The 19,476-nt window shown below is 69.6% G+C and carries 16 protein-coding genes; 3 read left to right on the top strand and 13 right to left on the bottom strand.

Going from position 1 to position 19,476, the window contains the following annotated elements; translation table 11 throughout:
* Positions 1–52: 52 nt before the first annotated feature.
* Both ACFSGX_RS11550 and gltX read right to left on the bottom strand, forming a co-directional pair.
* A complete protein-coding gene (locus ACFSGX_RS11550; RefSeq protein WP_380930074.1) occupies positions 53–1,336 on the bottom strand; it encodes a citrate synthase in 1,284 nt (427 codons plus the stop codon).
* Positions 1,337–1,359: 23 nt separating this feature from the next.
* On the bottom strand, positions 1,360–2,802 hold the full coding sequence (gltX, locus tag ACFSGX_RS11545; RefSeq protein WP_380930072.1) for a glutamate--tRNA ligase: 1,443 nt from the start codon (positions 2,800–2,802) through the stop codon (positions 1,360–1,362).
* 120 nt (positions 2,803–2,922) lie between these two features.
* Between gltX and ACFSGX_RS11540 the strand changes: the two genes are divergently transcribed.
* Positions 2,923–5,127, top strand: coding sequence for a ComEC/Rec2 family competence protein (locus tag ACFSGX_RS11540; RefSeq protein ID WP_380930070.1), 2,205 nt, complete (start codon positions 2,923–2,925; stop codon positions 5,125–5,127).
* A 576-nt stretch (positions 5,128–5,703) separates the two neighbouring features.
* On the opposite strand, the gene lexA is transcribed toward ACFSGX_RS11540, so the two are convergent.
* The 6 genes from lexA to ACFSGX_RS11510 form a co-directional block, all read right to left on the bottom strand.
* Entirely contained in the window at positions 5,704–6,387 is a 684-nt protein-coding gene (gene lexA, locus ACFSGX_RS11535) for a transcriptional repressor LexA (protein ID WP_380930068.1), read from the bottom strand.
* 57 nt (positions 6,388–6,444) lie between these two features.
* Complete coding sequence (locus ACFSGX_RS11530; RefSeq protein ID WP_380930066.1) at positions 6,445–7,629, bottom strand: molybdopterin molybdotransferase MoeA; 1,185 nt, start codon at positions 7,627–7,629, stop codon at positions 6,445–6,447.
* Between the two features lie 208 nt (positions 7,630–7,837).
* Positions 7,838–8,308: a cyclic pyranopterin monophosphate synthase MoaC gene (gene moaC / locus ACFSGX_RS11525; protein ID WP_380930064.1), complete on the bottom strand. Its 471-nt coding sequence runs from the start codon at positions 8,306–8,308 to the stop codon at positions 7,838–7,840.
* Complete coding sequence (trpC, locus tag ACFSGX_RS11520; RefSeq protein WP_380930062.1) at positions 8,305–9,096, bottom strand: indole-3-glycerol phosphate synthase TrpC; 792 nt, start codon at positions 9,094–9,096, stop codon at positions 8,305–8,307. Before trpC ends, moaC begins: the two co-directional genes overlap by 4 nt.
* On the bottom strand, positions 9,096–10,091 hold the full coding sequence (gene trpD / locus ACFSGX_RS11515) for an anthranilate phosphoribosyltransferase (RefSeq protein ID WP_380930060.1): 996 nt from the start codon (positions 10,089–10,091) through the stop codon (positions 9,096–9,098). Before trpD ends, trpC begins: the two co-directional genes overlap by 1 nt.
* The gene (locus ACFSGX_RS11510; protein WP_380930059.1) at positions 10,088–10,675 is read right to left on the bottom strand and encodes an anthranilate synthase component II; all 588 of its coding nucleotides are present in this window, start codon (positions 10,673–10,675) and stop codon (positions 10,088–10,090) included. Before ACFSGX_RS11510 ends, trpD begins: the two co-directional genes overlap by 4 nt.
* A gap of 107 nt (positions 10,676–10,782) precedes the next feature.
* Here ACFSGX_RS11510 and ACFSGX_RS11505 point away from each other — a divergent pair, with 107 nt between their 5' ends.
* Both ACFSGX_RS11505 and ACFSGX_RS11500 read left to right on the top strand, forming a co-directional pair.
* On the top strand, positions 10,783–12,894 hold the full coding sequence (locus ACFSGX_RS11505) for a TonB-dependent siderophore receptor (RefSeq protein ID WP_380930057.1): 2,112 nt from the start codon (positions 10,783–10,785) through the stop codon (positions 12,892–12,894).
* Between the two features lie 16 nt (positions 12,895–12,910).
* A complete protein-coding gene (locus ACFSGX_RS11500; RefSeq protein ID WP_380930056.1) occupies positions 12,911–14,095 on the top strand; it encodes a PepSY-associated TM helix domain-containing protein in 1,185 nt (394 codons plus the stop codon).
* A 253-nt stretch (positions 14,096–14,348) separates the two neighbouring features.
* Here ACFSGX_RS11500 and ACFSGX_RS11495 read toward each other — a convergent pair whose 3' ends face one another.
* The 5 genes from ACFSGX_RS11495 to ACFSGX_RS11475 all read right to left on the bottom strand — a co-directional run bounded on the left by ACFSGX_RS11495 (position 14,349) and on the right by ACFSGX_RS11475 (position 19,233).
* On the bottom strand, positions 14,349–15,614 hold the full coding sequence (locus tag ACFSGX_RS11495; RefSeq protein ID WP_380930055.1) for an adenosylmethionine--8-amino-7-oxononanoate transaminase: 1,266 nt from the start codon (positions 15,612–15,614) through the stop codon (positions 14,349–14,351).
* A gap of 248 nt (positions 15,615–15,862) precedes the next feature.
* Entirely contained in the window at positions 15,863–16,516 is a 654-nt protein-coding gene (gene bioD, locus ACFSGX_RS11490; RefSeq protein WP_380930054.1) for a dethiobiotin synthase, read from the bottom strand.
* Positions 16,513–17,637, bottom strand: a complete 1,125-nt coding sequence (locus ACFSGX_RS11485; RefSeq protein ID WP_380930052.1) for an 8-amino-7-oxononanoate synthase — start codon at positions 17,635–17,637, stop codon at positions 16,513–16,515. The genes bioD and ACFSGX_RS11485 overlap by 4 nt, the downstream gene beginning before the upstream one ends.
* A 44-nt stretch (positions 17,638–17,681) precedes the next feature.
* Complete coding sequence (locus ACFSGX_RS11480; RefSeq protein WP_380930050.1) at positions 17,682–18,197, bottom strand: phosphoribosyltransferase; 516 nt, start codon at positions 18,195–18,197, stop codon at positions 17,682–17,684.
* A gap of 19 nt (positions 18,198–18,216) precedes the next feature.
* Positions 18,217–19,233: an adenosine deaminase gene (locus tag ACFSGX_RS11475; RefSeq protein WP_380930048.1), complete on the bottom strand. Its 1,017-nt coding sequence runs from the start codon at positions 19,231–19,233 to the stop codon at positions 18,217–18,219.
* Positions 19,234–19,476: the final 243 nt, after the last annotated feature.

The following is a 19,476-nucleotide window of genomic DNA, read 5'->3' as shown; positions in this document are numbered from 1 at the left end:
AGGCGATGGGCCCCCCTCTCCCGCCAAGCGGGAGAGGGGTTAGAACGCCTACTTAGCGGCTGGCGACGGGGGTGTAGTCGCGCTGCGTGGCACCCGTGTAGAGCTGGCGCGGGCGGCCGATCTTCTGCTCTGGATCGGCGATCATCTCGTTCCACTGCGCCACCCAGCCGGTGGTGCGGGCGAGCGCGAACAGCACGGTGAACATCGTGGTCGGGAAGCCGATCGCCGACAGGATCACGCCCGAATAGAAATCGACGTTCGGGTAGAGCTTCTTGTCGATGAAGTACGGATCCTCGAGCGCGATCCGCTCCAGTTCGCGCGCCGTGTCGAGCACCGGATCGTTGCGGCCGAGCTTCTCCAGAACCTCGCCCGCGGCCTTGGACAGCACCTTCGCGCGCGGATCGAAATTCTTGTACACGCGGTGGCCGAAGCCCATCAGGCGGAACGGATCGTCCTTGTTCTTGGCGCGGGCGATATATTCCGGGATGCGGTCGGGCGTGCCGATTTCGCGCAGCATGTTGAGTGCCGCCTCGTTCGCGCCGCCATGCGCCGGGCCCCAGAGGCAGGCGATGCCCGCCGCGATGCAGGCGAACGGATTGGCGCCCGACGAACCGGCGAGCCGGACGGTCGAGGTCGACGCATTCTGTTCGTGGTCGGCGTGCAGGATGAAGATCTTGTCCATCGCCGCTTCGACGACCGGATCGACCTCATATTCCTCGGCCGGGACCGAGAAGGTCATGCGCAGGAAGTTGGCGGTGTAGCTCAGGTCGTTGCGCGGATAGACGAAGGGCTGACCCACCGAATATTTGTAGGCCATCGCCGCGATCGTCGGCATCTTGGCGATCAACCGGTGGCTGGCGATCATGCGCTGCTGCGGATCGGTGATGTCGGTCGAGTCGTGGTAGAAGGCGCTGAGCGCACCCACGACGCCACACAGGATGGCCATTGGATGGGCATCGCGGCGGAACCCGCGGAAGAAGGTCGCGAGCTGCTCGTTCACCATCGTGTGACGCGTGATGGTGGTCTTGAACTCCTCCAGCGTCGTGCCGTCGGGCAGTTCGCCGTTCAGCAGGAGGTACGCGACCTCCATGAAGGTCGACTGTTCGGCCAGCTGATCGATCGGGTAGCCGCGGTGGAGCAGGATGCCGGCGTCACCGTCGATATAGGTGATCTTCGATTCGCAGCTGGCGGTGGAGGTGAAGCCGGGATCGTAGGTGAACGCGCCCGTCTGCGCATACAGCTTGCGGATGTCGACGACGTCCGGGCCGGTCGAACCGTTCAGGACGGGATATTCGAAACCCTTCGGCCCAAGTTCAAATTTTGCGGTCTCAGCCATACGCTAGTTCCTCCTGTTCAATCTCATGCAGCGGTCGCGGTGCGATCGCCGATGCGGGCCAGAGTTTCGTCGCGGCCCAACAGCGCCACTACGTCGAAGATACCGGGCGAGGTCGTCCGGCCGGTCAGCGCCGCACGCAGCGGCTGCGCGACCTTGCCGAGACCAAGTCCTGCCCGTTCGGCGACGACACGCAATGCCGCCTCCACACCGGCGACGTCCCATGTCTCCACGCCCGCCAGTTCGCCCGCGATCGTCGCGAGCAGGACCGGCGCATCGCCCTGGAGCAGCCCTGCGGCCTTGTCATCCAGCGCAAGTGGGCGCGTCCGGTAGAGGAACAATGCGCCATCGGCCAGATCGTTCAAATCCCGCGCCCGGGGCTTCAATTCCGGCATGGCGCGGAGCAGGAGCGCGTGGTCGTCCGAGGTGAGCGGGCGGTCGATCAGCGCCGCGACGCGCGGGGCGACGAGATCGGTCAGGCGCGCATCGTCCGCCTCGCGGATATAATGGCCGTTCAGGTTCTCGAGCTTCTTCGCGTCGGTGCGCGAGGGCGAGCGGCCGACGTCGGCCAGATCGAACAGCGCGGTCGCCGCGGTGCGATCGATGATATCGGTGTCGCCGTGGCCCCAGCCGAGCCGGAGCAGATAATTGTCGAGCGCCTCGGGCAGGATGCCGAGTTCGTCGCGATACGCCTCGACGCCGAGCGCGCCGTGGCGCTTGGACAGCTTCGCGCCGTCCGGGCCGTGGATCAGCGGGATGTGCGCGTAGACCGGTTCGGCCCAGCCCATCGCGCGGACGATGCCGAGCTGGCGGAACGCGTTGTTCAGATGGTCGTCGCCGCGCACCACGTGGGTCACGCCCATGTCGTGATCGTCGACCACGACGGCGAGCATGTAGGTCGGCGTGCCATCCGAGCGGAGCAGGACCATGTCGTCCAGCTCGGCATTCTGGACGGTCACGTCGCCCTGCACCTGGTCGTGGATCGTGGTGGCGCCGGTGGTTTCGGCGCGCAGGCGGACAACGAACGGCGCGCGGGCGGGAGCTTCGGAGGGGTCGCGATCGCGCCAGCGGCCGTCGTAGCGTAGCGGCTGCTTGCGGGCGCGCTGGTCGGCGCGCATCGCCTCCAGCTCTTCCGCGGTGGCGAAGCATCTATAGGCGTGGCCGCTGTCGAGCATCGCCTGCGCGACCTCGGCATGGCGGGCGGCGCGCTGGAACTGGAACACCGGTTCGCCGTCCCAGTCCAGACCGAGCCAGCGCATGCCATCGAGGATCGCGTCGATCGCCGGCTGCGTCGAACGCGCGCGGTCGGTGTCCTCGATCCGGAGCAGGAAGCGGCCCCCCGCGCGGCGGGCGAGCAGCCAGTTGAACAGGGCCGTGCGTGCGCCGCCGATATGGAGGAACCCGGTCGGCGACGGGGCGAACCGCGTGACGACTTCGGTGTTCGAGGCAGTATCGGCACTTGCGTCCATGCGCGCTTTCTCCAAGATCGGCGCATGGCCAGTCGGTTCGGCCACGCCCCTAGCATGCGGGGGTGGCGGCTCAAAGAGGGGGGAAGCGGTGCGGCGGGTCGGGTCGGCGCGCGCATCGTCATGTCCGTCGAAATCTGGCTGGAGGCGGAGCGCGATCAACTGGTGCTGTGGGTGCCGGTGGCGCTGGCGTGCGGGATCACGGCGTGGCTGCTGCTGGCCGATGTGGCGGCGTGGACGGTGTTCCTGCTGCTGGCGGGCGGGACGGCGCTGGCCGGGCTGGCGATGCCGGGCGGCGGGCGGGCGGCGCGCGCGGTAGCGGTGTTCGCGGGGCTGGCGGCGCTGGGTTGCGGGCTGATCTGGGCGCGGGCGGAGCGGGTGGCGGCACCGGTGCTGGCGCGCACGACGGTGGCGACGTTCGAGGCGCGGGTGGTCAAGGTCGATCCGTTGCCGGCGCGGGCGCTGGTGCGGGTCGTGCTGGTGCCGGATGCTGGGACGGGTGCGACATTGCCGCCGCGGATCCGGGTGAACATTGCCGATGCGGATGTGCCGGCCAGGCTGGCGCCGGGGGCGCGGATTGCGTTGCGGGCGCGGCTGATGCCGCCGGCCGATGCGGCGGTGCCGGGCGGGTACAGCTTTGCGCGGACGGCGTGGTTCCAGGGGCTGGGCGCGACAGGGAAGGCGTTACCGGGGATTCGCGTGGTGCAGGCCGCGCCGGTGACGCGCGACGGGCTGGCCGGAGTGCGGGCGCGGATGTCGGCCCATATCCAGGCGCGGTTGCCGGGCGCGGCGGGCGGTTTCGCGACCGCGCTGGCGACGGGCGACCAGGGCGCGCTGCCGCTGGAGGACGCGGAGGCGATGCGGCGGAGCGGGCTGGCGCATCTGCTGTCGGTCAGCGGGCTGCACGTCACCGCGGTGGTGGCCGCGACGATGCTGATCGTGCTGCGGCTGCTGGCGCTGAGCCCCTGGGCGGCGCTGCGGCTGCCCCTTCCGCTGATCGCCGCGGCGGGCGGGGCGGGGATGGGAGTTGCTTATACGCTGCTGACCGGGGCGGAGGTGCCGACGATCCGGTCGTGCGTCGCGGCGATGCTGGTGCTGGCGGGGATCGCGATCGGGCGGGAGGCGGTGACGTTGCGGTTGGTGGCGGCTGGCGCGCTGTTCGTGCTGCTGCTGTGGCCGGAGGCGGTGGCGGGGGCGAGTTTCCAGCTGAGCTTTGCGGCGGTCGCGTCGATCGTGGCGTTTGCGGAGTGGCCGGTGGCGCGGCGGCTGTCCGCGCCGAGCGAGGCTGGGCTTGGCTGGCGGTGGGGGCGGGCGCTGCTGATGCTGCTGGCGACCGGGATCGTGGTCGAGATCGCGCTGATGCCGATCGCATTGTATCATTTTCACAAGGCCGGGCTGTACGGCGCGGCGGCCAATATCGTCGCGATCCCGCTGACGACGTTCGTCATCATGCCGGCCGAGGCGGTGGCGCTGGTGCTCGATGCGGTCGGGCTGGGGCGGCCGGTGTGGTGGATCGCCGGTCTGGCGACCGATGCGCTGCTGTGGCTGGCGCGCGCGGTGGCGGCGGCGCCCGGGTCGGTGCAGGCGCTGCCCGCGATGCCGGACGGGGCCTATGCGGCGATGGTGGCGGGTGGGCTGTGGATCGCGCTGTGGCGGACATGGGTGCGGCGGTTGGGGCTGGTGCCGCTGGTGCTGGGGGCGGTGTGGGCGCTGGCGACGCCGGCGCCGGACCTGCTGGTCACCGGCGACGGGCGGCATCTGGCGCTGCGTGGGGACGACGTGTCGCTCGCGCTGCTGCGGCCGCGGGCGGGGGATTATGTGCGCAGCCTGCTCGGTGAGAATGCCGGGGTGAGCGACGAGGCGATCGAGTTCGAGAGCGTGGCGGGCGGGGCGTGCAGCGCGGACCTGTGCGTGGCGGACATCGTGCGCGGTGGGCGGACTTGGCGGCTGCTCGCGACGCGGAGTGCGTATCTGGTCGAGATCGGGGAGATGAACCGGGCGTGTGGGGCGGCCGATATCGTGGTGAGCGATCGGTATCTGCCGCGGACGTGTCGGCCGCGCTGGCTGCGCGCGGATCGCGGGTTGCTGGCGCGGACCGGGGGGCTGGCGATCGACCTGGAGCGTGGGGCGGTGCGGACCGTACGGCAGGCGGGGGATGCGCATCCCTGGGTGCCGGCGGTGGTGGTGCGGAAGCGTTATGGGCGGCGGGGTGCTGGCCGGTTTGGGCAGAGAGCTGCGGTTTGGTCGGGTGGAACCGCGCGACCTCGCGATTCGGAGCGGCGGTCGGGTCGGGTGATCAGTAACGATGTTGAGAGGCCAGGGCGGTGATCGGTTTGGCGTCATGATACTGGATGCTTGGCTCCGCGAGCTAAGCACGGCTCCGCGACTCTACCCGTTTGTCCTGAGTAGGGACTGAGCGCAGTCGAAGGCCCATATCGAAGGATCTGCCCTGCGTTTGGGACCATGCTTCGATGCGAGGCCTCGATACGCGCCGTGGGCGCTACTCGGTCTCTACTCAGCACGAACGGGTTTTGGCGGGGTCAGCGAGGCTAAGCCGGTCGGTTGCCCTGCCCTTTCCGCATCACAACAATCGTACGCGCCTTTGTGGGCTTCGAGCCCGACCGGCCTATCGTTTCCTGCAAGCGTTGTGCCGGAGGTACCGTTGGCTTCTCGACTGCGCTCGACGGGGCCCCTCGACTTCGCTCGGGATGGACGGGGTTGGGGGCGGCGGGTGGCAGGGGGCGTGGGGAGCGGTGCCGCTTCGGTAGGTCGCGTATCTCGTGTGCACAGGGTTCTCGACAGGCTCGAACCGAACGGGAGGCGGTTGGCGCGCCCTCCCGGCCTGCCGCCCTCGCAAGACTTATCAGCCGCGGTTCGCGCCTTCTGCCCGACCCACCGTTAGCTTCAGTAGCGCCGCAGCAGGCCCGCAAGGCGGCCCTGGACGCGGACTTCGTCGGGGGCGTAGCGTTGAGGGTCGTAGGCGCGGTTGGCGGGGTCGAGGCGGACCATGCCGCCTTCGTGGCGCCAATATTTGAGGGTGGCTTCGTGTTCGTGGACGAGCGCCACGACGATGTCGCCTTCGTGCGCCTGTTCCTGGCGGCGGACGAGTGCGTAGTCGCCGTCGAGGATGCCGGCTTCGACCATCGAATCGCCCGAGACCTCCAGCGCATAATGTTCGCCGGGGCCGAGCAAGGCGGCGGGGACGGAGAGCATGGTCTGGCCCTCGATCGCCTCGATGGGCACGCCGGCGGCGATGCGGCCGTGGAGCGGGATTTCGAGCACGTCGTTGGCGGCGGCCAGCACCGGCATCGGTGCGCGCGGTGCGGCCGGCGCGGCGGCGGCGGGGCGCGGCGTGGGGGCGAGCGACTTCATGCCTTCGGGCAGGCGCATCACCTCCAGCGCGCGAGCGCGGTTGGGGAGGCGGCGGATGAAGTTGCGTTCCTCGAGCGCGCTGACCAGCCGGTGGACGCCGGACTTGGATTTCAGGTCGAGCGCCTCCTTCATCTCCTCGAACGAGGGGGATACGCCGGTTTCACCAAGACGGTCGCTGATGAAACTGAGCAACTCGTGCTGCTTGCGCGTGAGCATCGCAGGACCCCTTCGAAGGAACGAACGGGGAACGTGTAGGAACAGTATACGGTGCTGTCAAGCGATGCGAATCGTTGTGACAACGGTGCCGGCGTCCACGGGCGAACTCTGCGCCTCGCGCAGGATAAGCAGGTCCGCCTCGGGCAGACGGCGGAGGGCGGCGCTGTCCTGGCCCAGGATGGGATGCGCTTGCCCGTCGCGCGTGAAGGCGCGGACATAGTCGCGGCGCGGGCCGGTGGCGGGGAGGGGGGCGGCGAGCCGCATGTCGTGCGGTTGTGGCAGCAGATGTTCCGCACCCGCGCAGCGCGCCGCGAGCGGCAGCAGGAACAGGAGCGCGGTGACATAGGCGGATCCGGGATTGCCGGGGAGGCCGAGCGCGATGGTCTTGCCGATGTGACCGGCGAGCAGCGGCTTGCCGGGGCGGAGCGCGATCCGCCAGAAGTCGATCTCCGCCCCCGCGGCGATCAGCGCCGGGCGGACGAGATCGTGATCGCCGACCGAGGCACCGCCGGTGGTGACGATGATGTCGGCGGTCCGGGCGGCGTCGCGGAAGGCGTCGGTGATTGTGGCGAGATCGTCGCGCACGATGCCGCGATCCTCGACGTCGACGGGCAGGCGCGCCAGCAGCGCGGCGAGCATCGGGGCGTTGGAGGAGGGCAGCTGGACGCCGGTGACGGGCTGGCCGGGCAGGACCAGTTCGTTGCCGGTGGACAGGATGATGATGCGCGGGCGGCGCGGGACGGGTAGCGTCGCATGGCCGGCGGCGGCGGCGAGCGCGATGACGGCGGCGGTGACGACGGTGCCGGCGGGGATCAGTTGCTCGCCCGCGGAGAAATCATAGCCCTTGCGGCGGATGTGCGCGCCGGGGGCGGGGGGACCTTCGCCGTTGAGGGTCAGGCGGTCGCCGTCGCGCGCGGCTTCCTCCTGGACCAGGATGACGTCGGCGCCTTGCGGAACGGCGGCGCCGGTGAAGATCCGGGCGGCTTGGCCCGGATGGATGGCGAAGGGGGCGGCGCCGGCAGAGGCCTCGCCCACCACGGTCAGCGGCTGGCCGAGTTCGGCGAAGCGGAGTGCGTAGCCGTCCATCGCGGACAGATCGGCCGCGGGCTGGGTGCGGACCGCGTGGATCGGGGCGGTGAGCGTGCGGCCGAGTGCCGCGAGCAGCGGGGCCTGTTCGGTCTCAGGCGCGGGGGCGAGGGCGAGCAGGCGGGCGAGGGCCTCGGGTACGGGGAGGAGGGTCATGCTTGGGCAGCCCCGTGACGTGACACGCCGTTTGGTTCGAGCCTGTCGAGAACTTCGCGCAGGGTTCTCGGCAGGCTCGAACCAAACGGCGCGGTGGGTGGTGACCCGTTCTCGACAAGCTCGAACCGAACGGGGGGGATGGGAGGCGTGTGGCTTTGGGTGTCGTTAACGCCGGGCTCAAACCGAACGGAGCCTTGGCGACGCGCAATCATTCCGCATGCCAGTCGCCGGAGCGGCCGCCGGATTTGGCGAGGAGGCGGACGTTGCCGATGGTCATGCCGCGGTCGAGGGCCTTGGCCATGTCGTAGATGGTCAGGAGCGCGACCGAGACGGCGGTCATGGCTTCCATCTCCACGCCGGTGCCGTGCGTGGTCACGACGGTAGCGGTGACGGTTATGCCCCCCTCCGCCAGTGCAAGGTCGACCGTGACGCCGCCGATCGGGAGCGGGTGGCAGAGCGGGATGAGGTCGGAGGCGCGCTTGGCGGCCATGATGCCGGCGATGCGCGCGACGGCCAGAACGTCGCCCTTCGCCACCGCGCCGTCGCGGATCGCGGCCAGCGCGGGCGCGGCGATCGCGATGTGGCCGCTGGCGGTGGCGGAGCGGCGGGTGTCGGGCTTTGCGGTGACGTCGACCATGCGGGCGGCGCCGCGGTCGTCGAGATGGGTGAGCGTGGTCATGGGGTCAGCAACGCGCGGGTCGCCGATTCGACGTCGGCATGGCGCATGAGCGTTTCGCCGACGAGGAAACAGCGGACGCCGTGCGCGGCGAGGCGGGTGATATCCGCCGGGCCGGTGATGCCGCTTTCGGCGACCAAAGTGGTGCCGGCGGGGACGTGAGCGGCCAGTTCCTCGGTGCGCGCCAGATCGACCGAGAAGTCGCGCAGGTCGCGGTTGTTGACGCCGATCAGCCGGCTGCGCAGCACCAGCGCGCGATCGAGTTCGGTGCGGTCGTGAACCTCGACCAGCACGTCCATGCCGTGGTCGATCGCGGCGGACTCGATTTCGGCCATTTGTGCGTCGTCGAGCGCGGCGACGATGATGAGGATGGCGTCGGCCCCGAGCGCGCGGGCTTCGGCGACCTGCCACGGGTCGACCATGAAATCCTTGCGCAGCGCCGGGATCGTCACGGCGGCGCGGGCGGCGACGAGATAGGCGTCGTCGCCCTGGAAATAGGGCCGGTCGGTCAGGACCGAGAGGCAGGCGGCCCCGCCTGCGGCATAGGCGCGGGCGTGGGCCGGGGGATCGAAATCGGCGCGGATGAGCCCCTTGGAGGGGGAGGCCTTCTTGATCTCCGCGATCAGGCCGTAGCCGCCGGCCGCGACCTTTGCATCGAGTGCGGCGCGGAAGCCGCGCGCAGGCGTGGCGGCGGAGATGCGGGCGTCCAGTTCGGAGGGCGGCAGCGCGGTCTTCATCGCGGCGACATGGGTGCGGGTGGTGGCGCAGATTTCGCGGAGGCGGTCGGACATCAGGCGGCGATCCATTGCGAGAGCAAAGTTGCGGCGCGACCGGAATCGATCGCGTCGGCCGCCAGTGCCACGCCGTCGGTCCAGTCCGATACGGCATCCGCGACGATCAGCGCGCCGGCCGCGTTGAGCAGCACCGCGTCGCGATAGGCGCCGGGCGCGCCGGCCAGCAGCGCGGTGAGGGCCGCGGCGTTGTAGGCCGGATCGCCGCCGCGCAGGTCGTCGAGGCCGTAGGTCGGCAGGCCCGCGTCGGCGGGGGTGATGCGTTCGGTCCGGTCGCCGCAGGCACCGATCCGGATCGCGGTGGAGGGCGCGCAGACCGACAGCTCGTCGAGCGGTTCGTCACCCGCGACGATCATCGCGCTGTCCACGCCGATCAGGCGGAGCGCGGTGGCATAGGTCGGCAGGAAGTCGGGCCGTGCGACGCCGATCAGCTGGCGCCGGACGCGCGCCGGGTTAGCGATCGGGCCGATGAGGTTGAAGATCGTGCGGCGGCCGATCGCGCGGCGGACGGGGGCGAGCCGGCCGAGCGCGGGGTGATGTTTCTGCGCGAACAGGAAGGCGATGCCGATCGTGCCGAGCGTATCCTCCGCGATCGCCGAGGCGCGGTCGAGATCGAGGCCGAGTGCCTCCAGCGTGTCGGCGGCGCCCGCGCTGGACGAGGCGGCGCGGTTGCCATGCTTGGCGACGGGGATGCCGCAGGCCGCGACGACGATCGCGACCGCGGTGGACACGTTGAGGCTGTGGCTGCCGTCGCCGCCGGTGCCGCAGACGTCGATCGCGTTGGCGGGTGCCTGGACCGGGATCATGCGCTCCCGCAGCGCTTGTGCGGCGGCGGCGATCTCGATCGCGGTTTCCTCGCGCACCGTCAGGCCGGTGAGGAAGGCGGCGGCCTCCGCATCGGGCACGCGGCCGTCGAGCAGGTCGCCGAATGCTGCGAGTGCGGTGGCGTGGTCGAGCGGGCTGTCCGTGTCGGGAAGCAGACGGAGCGTCGTCATGACCGCTCGCGAACGGGCAGGCCGGCGATCGTCATGAAGTTGGCGAGCATGGCGTGGCCATGTTCGGTGGCGATGCTTTCGGGGTGGAACTGCACGCTGTGGATCGGGAGTGTGGGGTGGGCGAACCCCATCACGACGCCGTCCGCCGTGCGGGCGTTGACGGTGAGCGTGTCGGGCACGTCCTCCACCACCAGCGAATGGTAGCGCGTCGCCACGAAGGGGGTGGGGAGGCCGTTGAACAGCCCGCTGCCGTCATGGTCGATCGGCGAGGTCTTGCCGTGCATCAGTTGCCCCGCGCGGACGACGCGGCCACCAAAATACTGGCCGATCGCCTGGTGGCCGAGGCAGACGCCGAGCAAGGGCTTGCCCGCGTCGGCGGCAGCGGCGACCAGATCGAGCGAGACGCCAGCCTCGTTCGGGGTGCACGGGCCGGGCGAAATCAGGAACGCGTCCGCGCCGGTGCCGATCGCCTGGCCAGCGCCGATCGCGTCGTTGCGGACCACCTCCACCTCCGCCCCCAGTTCCTGGAGATAGTGGACGAGGTTCCAGGTGAAACTGTCGTAGTTGTCGATGACGAGGATCATGCGCGCGGACCTACCAATGTTGCAGCGATGCGTCACCCCGCCTGCGCAGCGGTTTTTTGCATCTACCCGCTATTGATCTTCATTCGCAACAAGGGCAGGTGGCGGGAATGAACACCCGCCTTGCCCGAACCGCCCTGATCCTGCTCACGACCGCGATCGCTGCTCCGTCCTGGGCGCAGGCGGGCGATCCGGAGAACGTGCCGGACAGCGTCGTGGTGATCGCGCCCGATTTCGTGCCGGCGACGACGAGTGTCGGGACCAAGACAAGCGCGCCGTTGATCGAGGTACCGCAATCGGTGTCGGTCGTGACGCGCGACCAGATCGACCTGCTGAACTTCATCGATGTGCAGCAGGCGGTGCGGTACACCGCTGGCATCACGGGCGAGAATTACGGGCCGGACCTGCGCTACGATTTCCTGACGGTGCGCGGGTTCGTGCCCGTGCAGTATATCGACGGGCTGCAGGCGCCGGTGAGCGCGTCGATCAGCAATGTCGGGATCGACCTGTACGGGTTCCAGTCGCTGGAGGTGCTGAAAGGTCCGGCGTCGGTGCTGTACGGCACGAACCCGCCGGGTGGGCTGTACAACCTGACCAGCCGGCGGCCGGACGCGAGGTTCGGCGGCGAGTTGCAGGTCAAGTACGGGAACGACGATTTCAAGCAGGCGGCGGGCACGGTGACAGGCGCGCTGACCGATGGCGTGCGGGCGCGGGTGACGGGGCTGTACCGCGACCGCGACAGCCAGACCGATTTCGTCCACGCCAAGCGCGCGTATATCGCGCCGGCGCTGGCGGTGGATATCGGGCCGGACACGGTGCTGACCGGGCTGGGCCATTATCAGCACGACCGGATCGACGGCGATACCAACGGGTTCCTGCCGGTGCTGGGCGTGCTGCGCGACAACCCGGTGGGGGAGGTGCCGCGCAGCGTGAACCTGGGCGAGCCGGACTATAACAGTTACCGCCGCAACCAGTTTTCGGCCGGGTACGAGCTGGTCCATGATTTCGGGGCGGACACGCGGTTCACGCAGAATGCGCGCTGGTCGGAATATCATGAGGACCAGCGGACGATCTATGCCAGCGGGCTGGGCGCCGACAATCGCACCGTGACGCGGTCGAACTTCCCGTATCAGGACGATGTCGCGCAGTTCGCAGTGGACAGCCGGCTGGAGGCGACGCGCTGGACCGGGCCGGTGCAGCACAGCCTGCTGGTGGGTGTCGACTACCGCAATTACCGCGAGGCGTCGGCGTTCGGGTTCGGGCCGGCCTCGTCGATCGACCTGTTCGCGCCGGTGTATGGCCAGGGGACGATCGTGACGCCGGCGCTGACGCCGTCGACCGACCAGCGGCTGCGCCAGACCGGGGTCTATGTGCAGGACCAGCTGAAATATAACCAGTTCGTGCTGACGCTGTCGGGGCGGCAGGACTGGACGCGGACGACGAACTACGCCGGTGCGGTGCCGTCGACCGCGAAGCAGGACAAGTTCAGTTACCGTGTGGGCGGGTCCTACATCGCGGACTCGGGTGTGGCGCCGTATGTCAGCTACGCCACGTCGTTCCAGCCGGTCGTGGGTCAGGGGCTCGACGGGCGGGCGTTCGATCCGACGAGCGGGAAGCAGTGGGAAGCGGGCGTGAAGTACGACGCGCGCGGGCTGCCGTCCGACGTGAAGCTGTTCGCGACGGCGGCGGTCTACCGCCTGCGGCAGGACAATGTCGTGACGCCGGACCCGACCAACGTGGTGTTCAACGTCCAGACGGGGCAGGCGACGATCAAGGGAGTCGAGCTGGAGGCGGTGACGCGGATCCGCGACCGGCTGAGCATCAACGCGTCCTATACCTATGCCTATGCGAAGGTGACGCGGAGCAACGTCGCGGGGCAGGTCGGTGCGGGTCTGTTCGGGCAGCCGAAGCACAAGGCTTCGGCGTTCGTCGACTATTCGTTCCGCGACGGGGCGCTGAGTGGGTTCGGGCTCGGCGGCGGCGTGCGGTATCTGTCGAACAGTCCGGGCGCGTTGCCGGGGCCGTTCGTGTCGACGGTGTACAATACGGGACGGTCGACCTTGTTCGATGCGGTGCTGCGTTACGATCTGGGCGACTGGCGGGTGGCGGTGAACGGGACGAACCTGCTCGACAAACGCTACGCGGGCCGGTGTACGGGCGATGTGGGCTGCTTCTTCGGGCAATCGCGGCAGGTGATTGCGACGCTGACGCGGCGGTTCTGAGGCAAGTGACGCTCGCATGAGTCGTGGCGGTCCCGGTGTGCGCGGCGCGTTCGTGCGGGTGCACCGCTATGTCGGGCTGGCGCTGGCGTTGTGGCTCTTCCTGCTGGGCTTGACCGGCAGCGTGCTGGTGTTCGAGCGGGAACTGGACGCGTGGCTGAACCCCGCGCTGTGGCATGCGACGCCGGGGGCGGCGCTGCCGCCTCAGGCGATCGCGGACCGGGTGGCGGCGGCGGACCCGCGGGTGGAAGCGCGCTGGATCCCAATCGGGACGGTGGGCGCGCTGGACGTCTGGGTCGACTGGAAGCCCGACCCGGTGACGGGGGCCGCGGCGGTGCGCGAGTATGACCAGATGTTCGTCGATCCGGCGACGGGGGCGATCAACGGGCGGCGGCGTTACGGGGCGCTGATGCTCGATCGGGCAACGGTGCTGCCGTTCGTCCATACGCTGCACAGTTCGCTGTTCATGCCGGGGCGGGTGGGGCTGATCCTGCTCGGCGGCGTGGCGCTGGCGTGGCTGGTGCACAGCGTGACCGGCTTCGTGCTGACGTTGCCGCGCGACGGGATCTGGGCGCACTGGCGGCGGGCGTGGCGCGTGAAGCGGCACGTTCGGGCGGAGCGCCGGACCTACGACCTGCACCGCGCGGGCGGGCTGTGGGCGTGGGGGCTGATGATCCTGATGGCGGTGAGCGGCGTCGCCTTGACCCTGCCGGCGGAGGTGTTCGAGCCGGTGGTGACGACGGTCTCGCCGATTTCGCCGCATCCGTGGGAGGGGCGGACGGCGGCCGCGGCGAAGGCGCCGTCGGTGTCGTTCGACCGCGCGTTGGCGGCGGCGACGGGTGCTGCGCGGGCGGCGGGGATCGGGGCTGCGTCGTCCGGGCTGTTCCTGGGGCCGGAGATCGGGCTGTACGGCGTATCGTTCGGGCAGCAGGACGATGCCGGGGCGGGGCAGGGCTGGGTCTATGTCGACCGCGCGACCGCGGCGGTGGTGTCGGTGCAGGGGTCTTTGAACGGGACGGCCGGGGATGTGGTGGAGCGGGTGCAGCTGCCGATCCATGCTGGGCGTGTGGGCGGGCTGGCGACGCGGGTGCTGGCGGTGGTGCTGGGGCTGGCGACGGCGATGCTGTCGGTCACCGGCGTGATGGTGTGGTGGTACAAGCGGCGTGCGCGGCAGGTGGCGGCGGGGATGCACCGGGGGCGGTGAGGGTTCTCCGCGCGTCCGTCCATCCCGAGCGAAGTCGAGGGACCGACCGAGCGGAACCGAGGTCTCCTGCCTCAACGCTTCTCGGCTACGCTCGAAGGGGTCCCTCGACTGCGCTCGGGATGGACGGGTTTTGGGGGCAGTCCTTAACCTGAACCCCATCCCCCACTCCGTTTGGTCCGAGCCTGTCGAAAACTCAGCGCGGAGTTCTCGACAGGCTCGAACCAAACGGGAGTTGGGGAGCGCGAGGGCGTGATTATGAGAGGTCGCGCTCGAGGAAGCTCGCCACCGCGCCATAGACCGCATCCAAGTCGGCATCGTCGATGCAGTAGGGCGGCATGACGTAAACCGTGTCGCCGAGCGGGCGGAGCAGGACGTCGCGGGTGCCGGCGTAGGCCATGAGCGCGGGGCCGATCGCGGACAGATAGCCTTCCGTGTCGCGCGCGAGGGCGATCTCGAACGCGGCGATCGTGCCGAGGCGGCGGGGGGTGCGGACCAGCGGGTGGGCGGCGATGCGGTCGAGTTTTGCTTGCTGGCGGGTGCCGAGGTCGGCGATGCGGGCCCGGACCGGTTCGTCGCGCCAGATGGCGAGGTTCGCCACGGCGGCGGCGCAGGCGATCGGGTTGGCGGTGTAGCTCGACGAGTGGAAGAACATCCGGGCGCGGTCGTTCGACAGGTGCGCGTTGAAGATCGCGCGGGTTGCCATCGTGACGGCGAGCGGGACCGCGCCGCCGGTCAGCCCCTTGGACAGGCAGAGGATGTCGGGGACGATGCCGGCCTGTTCGCAGGCGAGCAGCGTGCCGGTGCGGCCCCAGCCGGTCATCACCTCGTCCGCGATGAACAATGTGCCGTTGCGCGCGCAGATGCTGCGCATTTCGGCGAGGAGGGCGGGCGGATACATCTTCATGCCGCCAGCGCCGAGCACGAGCGGTTCGACGATGAACGCGGCGGCCGGGTCCGCGCCGCCGCAGAGCGTCTCGAGTGCGTCGAGCGTCGCCTGTTCGTGGCCGGGTTTGGGGAAGGGCACGGTGCCGACGTCGAACAGCAGCGGCGCATAGGGGCGGTTGAACACGCCGCGCGCGCCGACCGACATCGTGCCGATCGTGTCGCCATGATAGCTGTGTTCGAGCATCAGGATGCGGTGGCGGGGGGCACCGATGTTGGCCCAGTAGCCGAGCGCCATCTTCAGCGCGACCTCGACCGCGGTCGATCCGCTGTCGCTGTAGAAGACGTGGGTGAGTTCGGGCGGCATGATCGCGACGAGGTCGCGGGCGAGCTGCTCCGCGGGTTCGTGGGTCCAGCCAGCGAAGATGATCTGGTCCATGGTGGCGGCCTGTTCGGCGATCGCGGCCATGATGCGCGGGTGGCTGTGGCCGTGCGTGGTGACCCACCAGGACGAGATCGCATCGACTACGCGCCGCCCGTCCGCGGTGTGGAGCGCGGCGCCCTCGGTGCGGACGACCTTCGGGATCGGTGCGCCGAGACCGTGCTGCGTGAACGGGTGCCAGACGGGGGAGGTCATTGTGGGTGGTCCTTGGGGGCGGTTTCGTACGGCATCGTTGGGGCGAGGGCCGGTATCCGTCGTTGCTACAGTGCCGGTTTAGGCGCGCCCATATCAAACAGAAGCATTCACATTCCCGTTTGGTTCGAGCCTGTCGAGAACTCTGCGCGGGGTTCTCGACAGGCTCGAACCAAACGGGAAGGGGTTGGTCGGATGACCTGATGCGGTCGCGCTTATCCGGCCGGAGCGAGAGTGAACCCTGACGTCTGTCAGGATGGCGGGGAGAGGTTGGGGCCTTCGGTTTCAAAGTCGGCGATGGCGAAGCTCTCAGCGAACGCCTTCGCGAGCGTTTCTCGATCGAGGGCCGGGAGGATCGGCAGTCGGCCTAGTCGGCGCACCTGGCCAATTCCGCAGATCGTGGCCTCGCTGTCGGTATTGCCCTCGCCGACGAACGCGATACCGAGCAACGGAACGCCGCGGGCGCGCAACGCCTCGATCGACAGGAGGCTGTGGTTGATCGTGCCCAGTTCGGTCCGCGCGACGAGGATAACGGGGGCCGCCCAGCGCGCGAACATATCGGCATAGAGAAGCGTCCGGGTCAGCGGGACGAGCACGCCGCCGGCACCTTCGACCACCAGCGGGCCGGCAACCGTCGGCAAGCTCAGCCGATCCGGGTCGATCTCGATACCATCCAGTTCCGCGGCACGGTGGGGCGAGCAGGGGGTGTTCAGCCGGTACGCTTCGGGCAGGATCCGGTCAGCTGGCAGGCCGGAGAGCGTGGCGACGGTGGCGCTGTCGCCGGCTTCGTCGAGACCGGCCTGGACCGGTTTCCAGTAATGGGCGCCGAGCGCGCCGGCGAGGGCGGCGGCAAACACGGTCTTGCCGATGCCGGTGTCGGTGCCGGTGACGACGATCGCGTTCATGTCAGTGCCTCCGGAAGTGCGGCGGCCAGTGCGACCAGATCGTCCGCATCGATATTGGCGGTGATCGACAGGCGGAGCCGTGCGGTACCGGCCGGGATGGTCGGCGGGCGGATGCCGCGGACGTCGAACCCGGCGGCCTGGAGCCGGCCCGCGACCTGCATCGTGCGGACATCGTCGCCGAGGACGAGCGGCAGGATCTGCGACCCGGTGACCGTCGCGCCGAACGGTTCGAGCAGCCGGCCCGCCTCCGCCACCAGCGCGGCGAGCCGGACGCGGCGTTCGGGCTCGGCCGCCAACAGGCGGAGCGCGGCGCGCGCGGCGGCGGCCATCAGCGGGGAGGGCGCGGTGGAAAAGATGAAACCGCGCGCGCGGTTGACGAGGAAGTCGCAGACGATCGCGGGTGCGCAGATGAGCGCGCCTTCGCAGCCGAGCGCTTTCCCGCAGGTCCGCAGCACGACGACATTGTCGCGCCCGTCGAGCCCGTCCGCCAGTCCGCGGCCGTCGCGCCCGAACACGCCGGTGGCGTGCGCCTCGTCGATCAGCAGGAAGGCGTCGTGACGGTCGGCGAGTTCGAGAAGGTCGGTCAGCGGGGCGCGGTCGCCGTCCATGCTGTAGAGGCTTTCGACCGCGATCCAGACGCGGCCGGTGCCGCCCGCGCTGCGCCAGGCGGCGATGGTGTCGGCGACTGCGGCGACGTCGTTATGCGCGGCGGCTCGGACTTCGGCCCGGCCGAGCCGCATGCCTTCGTGGGCGCTGGCGTGGATCAGCGCATCGTAGACGACGAGGTCGCCACGTTGCGGCAGCGTGGCGAACAGCGCGACGTTGGCGGTGTAACCGCTCGACAGATAGAGCGCGCATTCCGATCCGAATAAGGCGGCCGCTTCGGCTTCGAGCGCCTCATGTTCGGGGTGGTTGCCGCGCAGCAGCCGCGATCCGCCGGAGCCGACCGGCACGCCGCGGGCGAGGGCCTCGGCGACGGCTCGGGTCAGGACGGGCGATGCGGCGAGGCCGAGATAGTCGTTGGACGACAGGTCTATGCCGGCCCGCGCGATCAGCCGGCGGGCGCGTCCGCGGTCGGTGAGGGCGGCAAGATCGGCGGCGTGTGTGGCGAGGATCGACATGGTCGGCCGGGCAATAGGATATTGCGGGCCGGACCGGAAGCTGGTCAGGCGATCCGTCCGGGCACCGCGTCGGCATCCGCGGCGAGGCTGGTCTGCGGCGCGACCGCTTCCCACGGGAAGACGAACCAGTCCTTGTTCGTCGCCCGGTCGATCCGGCGGTGGCGGTAGTCGACTGAGGCTCGCGAGCCGATATTGTCGATCAGCACGGCGAAGCGGACATTCTCGGTCAAGCCGCCGGCCGCCGCGAGCCGGTCGCGCAGGCTCGCGATCGTGGCGCCGCTGTCGTTGATGTCGTCGACGAACAACAGGCGGGCGCCGGCCGCCGACATTGTCGCCAGCTCGTCGAGCAGCGCCTCACCAAACGCCTTAACGCCCGAGGACAGGTCGATGCTCAGCAACGGGATGCCCGTGGCGTGCGACAGGAACGTTGCCGGCACGAGCCCGCCGCGGCCGATGCCGACGAGATGGTCGGGGCGCCAGTCGTCCGCCGCGATCATGTCGGTCAGCGTAGCGATCGCGCCAAGGAAGTCGTCCTGCGAGACGGCGGAGAATGTCGGCATGATCGGGTCCCCGCTGCGGTCAGGGGTGCGCGGCGGCATAGGCGTCGATCGCGGCCAGATGGCGCGCGACGTCTGCATCGGGCAGGAAAGAGCCAAGGAAGCTGTTGCGCGCCAGCGTGACGAAATCGTCGCGCGTCAGCCGGCCGGATGCTGCCACCGCACTGTAATTGTCGTTCACATAACCGCCGAAATAGGCGGGATCATCGGAGTTGATCGTGGCGCGCAGGCCGAGCCGCAGCATCCGGTCGATCGGATGCGCATCGATATCGGGCACGACGCAGAGCTTCAGGTTGGACAGCGGACAGACGGTCAGCGTCATCCCCGACCGCGCGAGCCGCGCCACGAGCAGCGGATCCTCGAGCGAGCGATTGCCGTGGTCGAGACGGTCCACCTTCAACAGGTCGAGCGCCTCGGTGACATAGGCGGGAGGACCCTCCTCGCCGGCGTGCGCGACGCGCTTGAGCCCGAACTCGGCGGCGGCGGCGAAGACCCGTTCGAACTTCGACGGGGGATGGCCTTGTTCCGATGAATCGAGTCCAACGCCGGCAATCCGGTCGAGCCAGGGACGCGCGGCCTCCAGCGTGGCGAACGCGTCCGCCTCGTCCAGATGACGCAGGAAACAGAGGATGAGGCTCGAGGAGATGCCGTGCTCGGCCTGCGCATCGGCCATCCCGGCGAGCAGGCCCTCGATCACGGTGCCGATCGGGATGCCGCGCGCCGTGTGCGTCTGGGGGTCGAAGAAGATTTCGGTATGGACGACATGGTCTGCGGCACAGCGCGCGAAATAGGCGGCGGCGAGCTCGCGGAAGTCCGCCTCGGTGCGCAGCACGTCCGCGCCGGCATAGTAGATGTCGAGGAAGTCCTGGAGATTGTTGAACGCATAGGCGGCGCGCACCGCTTCCACGTCGGGATAGGGGATCGCGACGGCGTTGCGCCTGGCGAACGCGAACATCTGCTCGGGTTCGAGCGAGCCCTCGATGTGGAGATGCAGTTCGGCCTTAGGAAGGCCGGCCGCGAAGGTGGCGAGATCAATCATGAGGAGAAGGATACGCGATCTGGGTGCGGTTTGCAGCCCTGCCTCCACCTTATCGGTTCCCCGGCGCAGGCCGGGGCCTAGGTGGAGCTGTTGCGTCGAGGCCGCGGCGTATGCCGGGAAGCAGAGCTGCGGGGCCGGTATGCGACTCACACCTACACGCGATTCGCCTACCTCCAAGACCAACCCCTAGCCCTCGACGACCCTCGCAAACCTCCGGAAACAGGCCATTCAGGCCACTTCCGT

The organism is Sphingomonas arantia (genome assembly GCF_042682045.1).
GTDB lineage: Bacteria > Pseudomonadota > Alphaproteobacteria > Sphingomonadales > Sphingomonadaceae > Sphingomonas_R > Sphingomonas_R arantia.
This window is presented reverse-complemented; position numbering and strand designations above follow the sequence as displayed.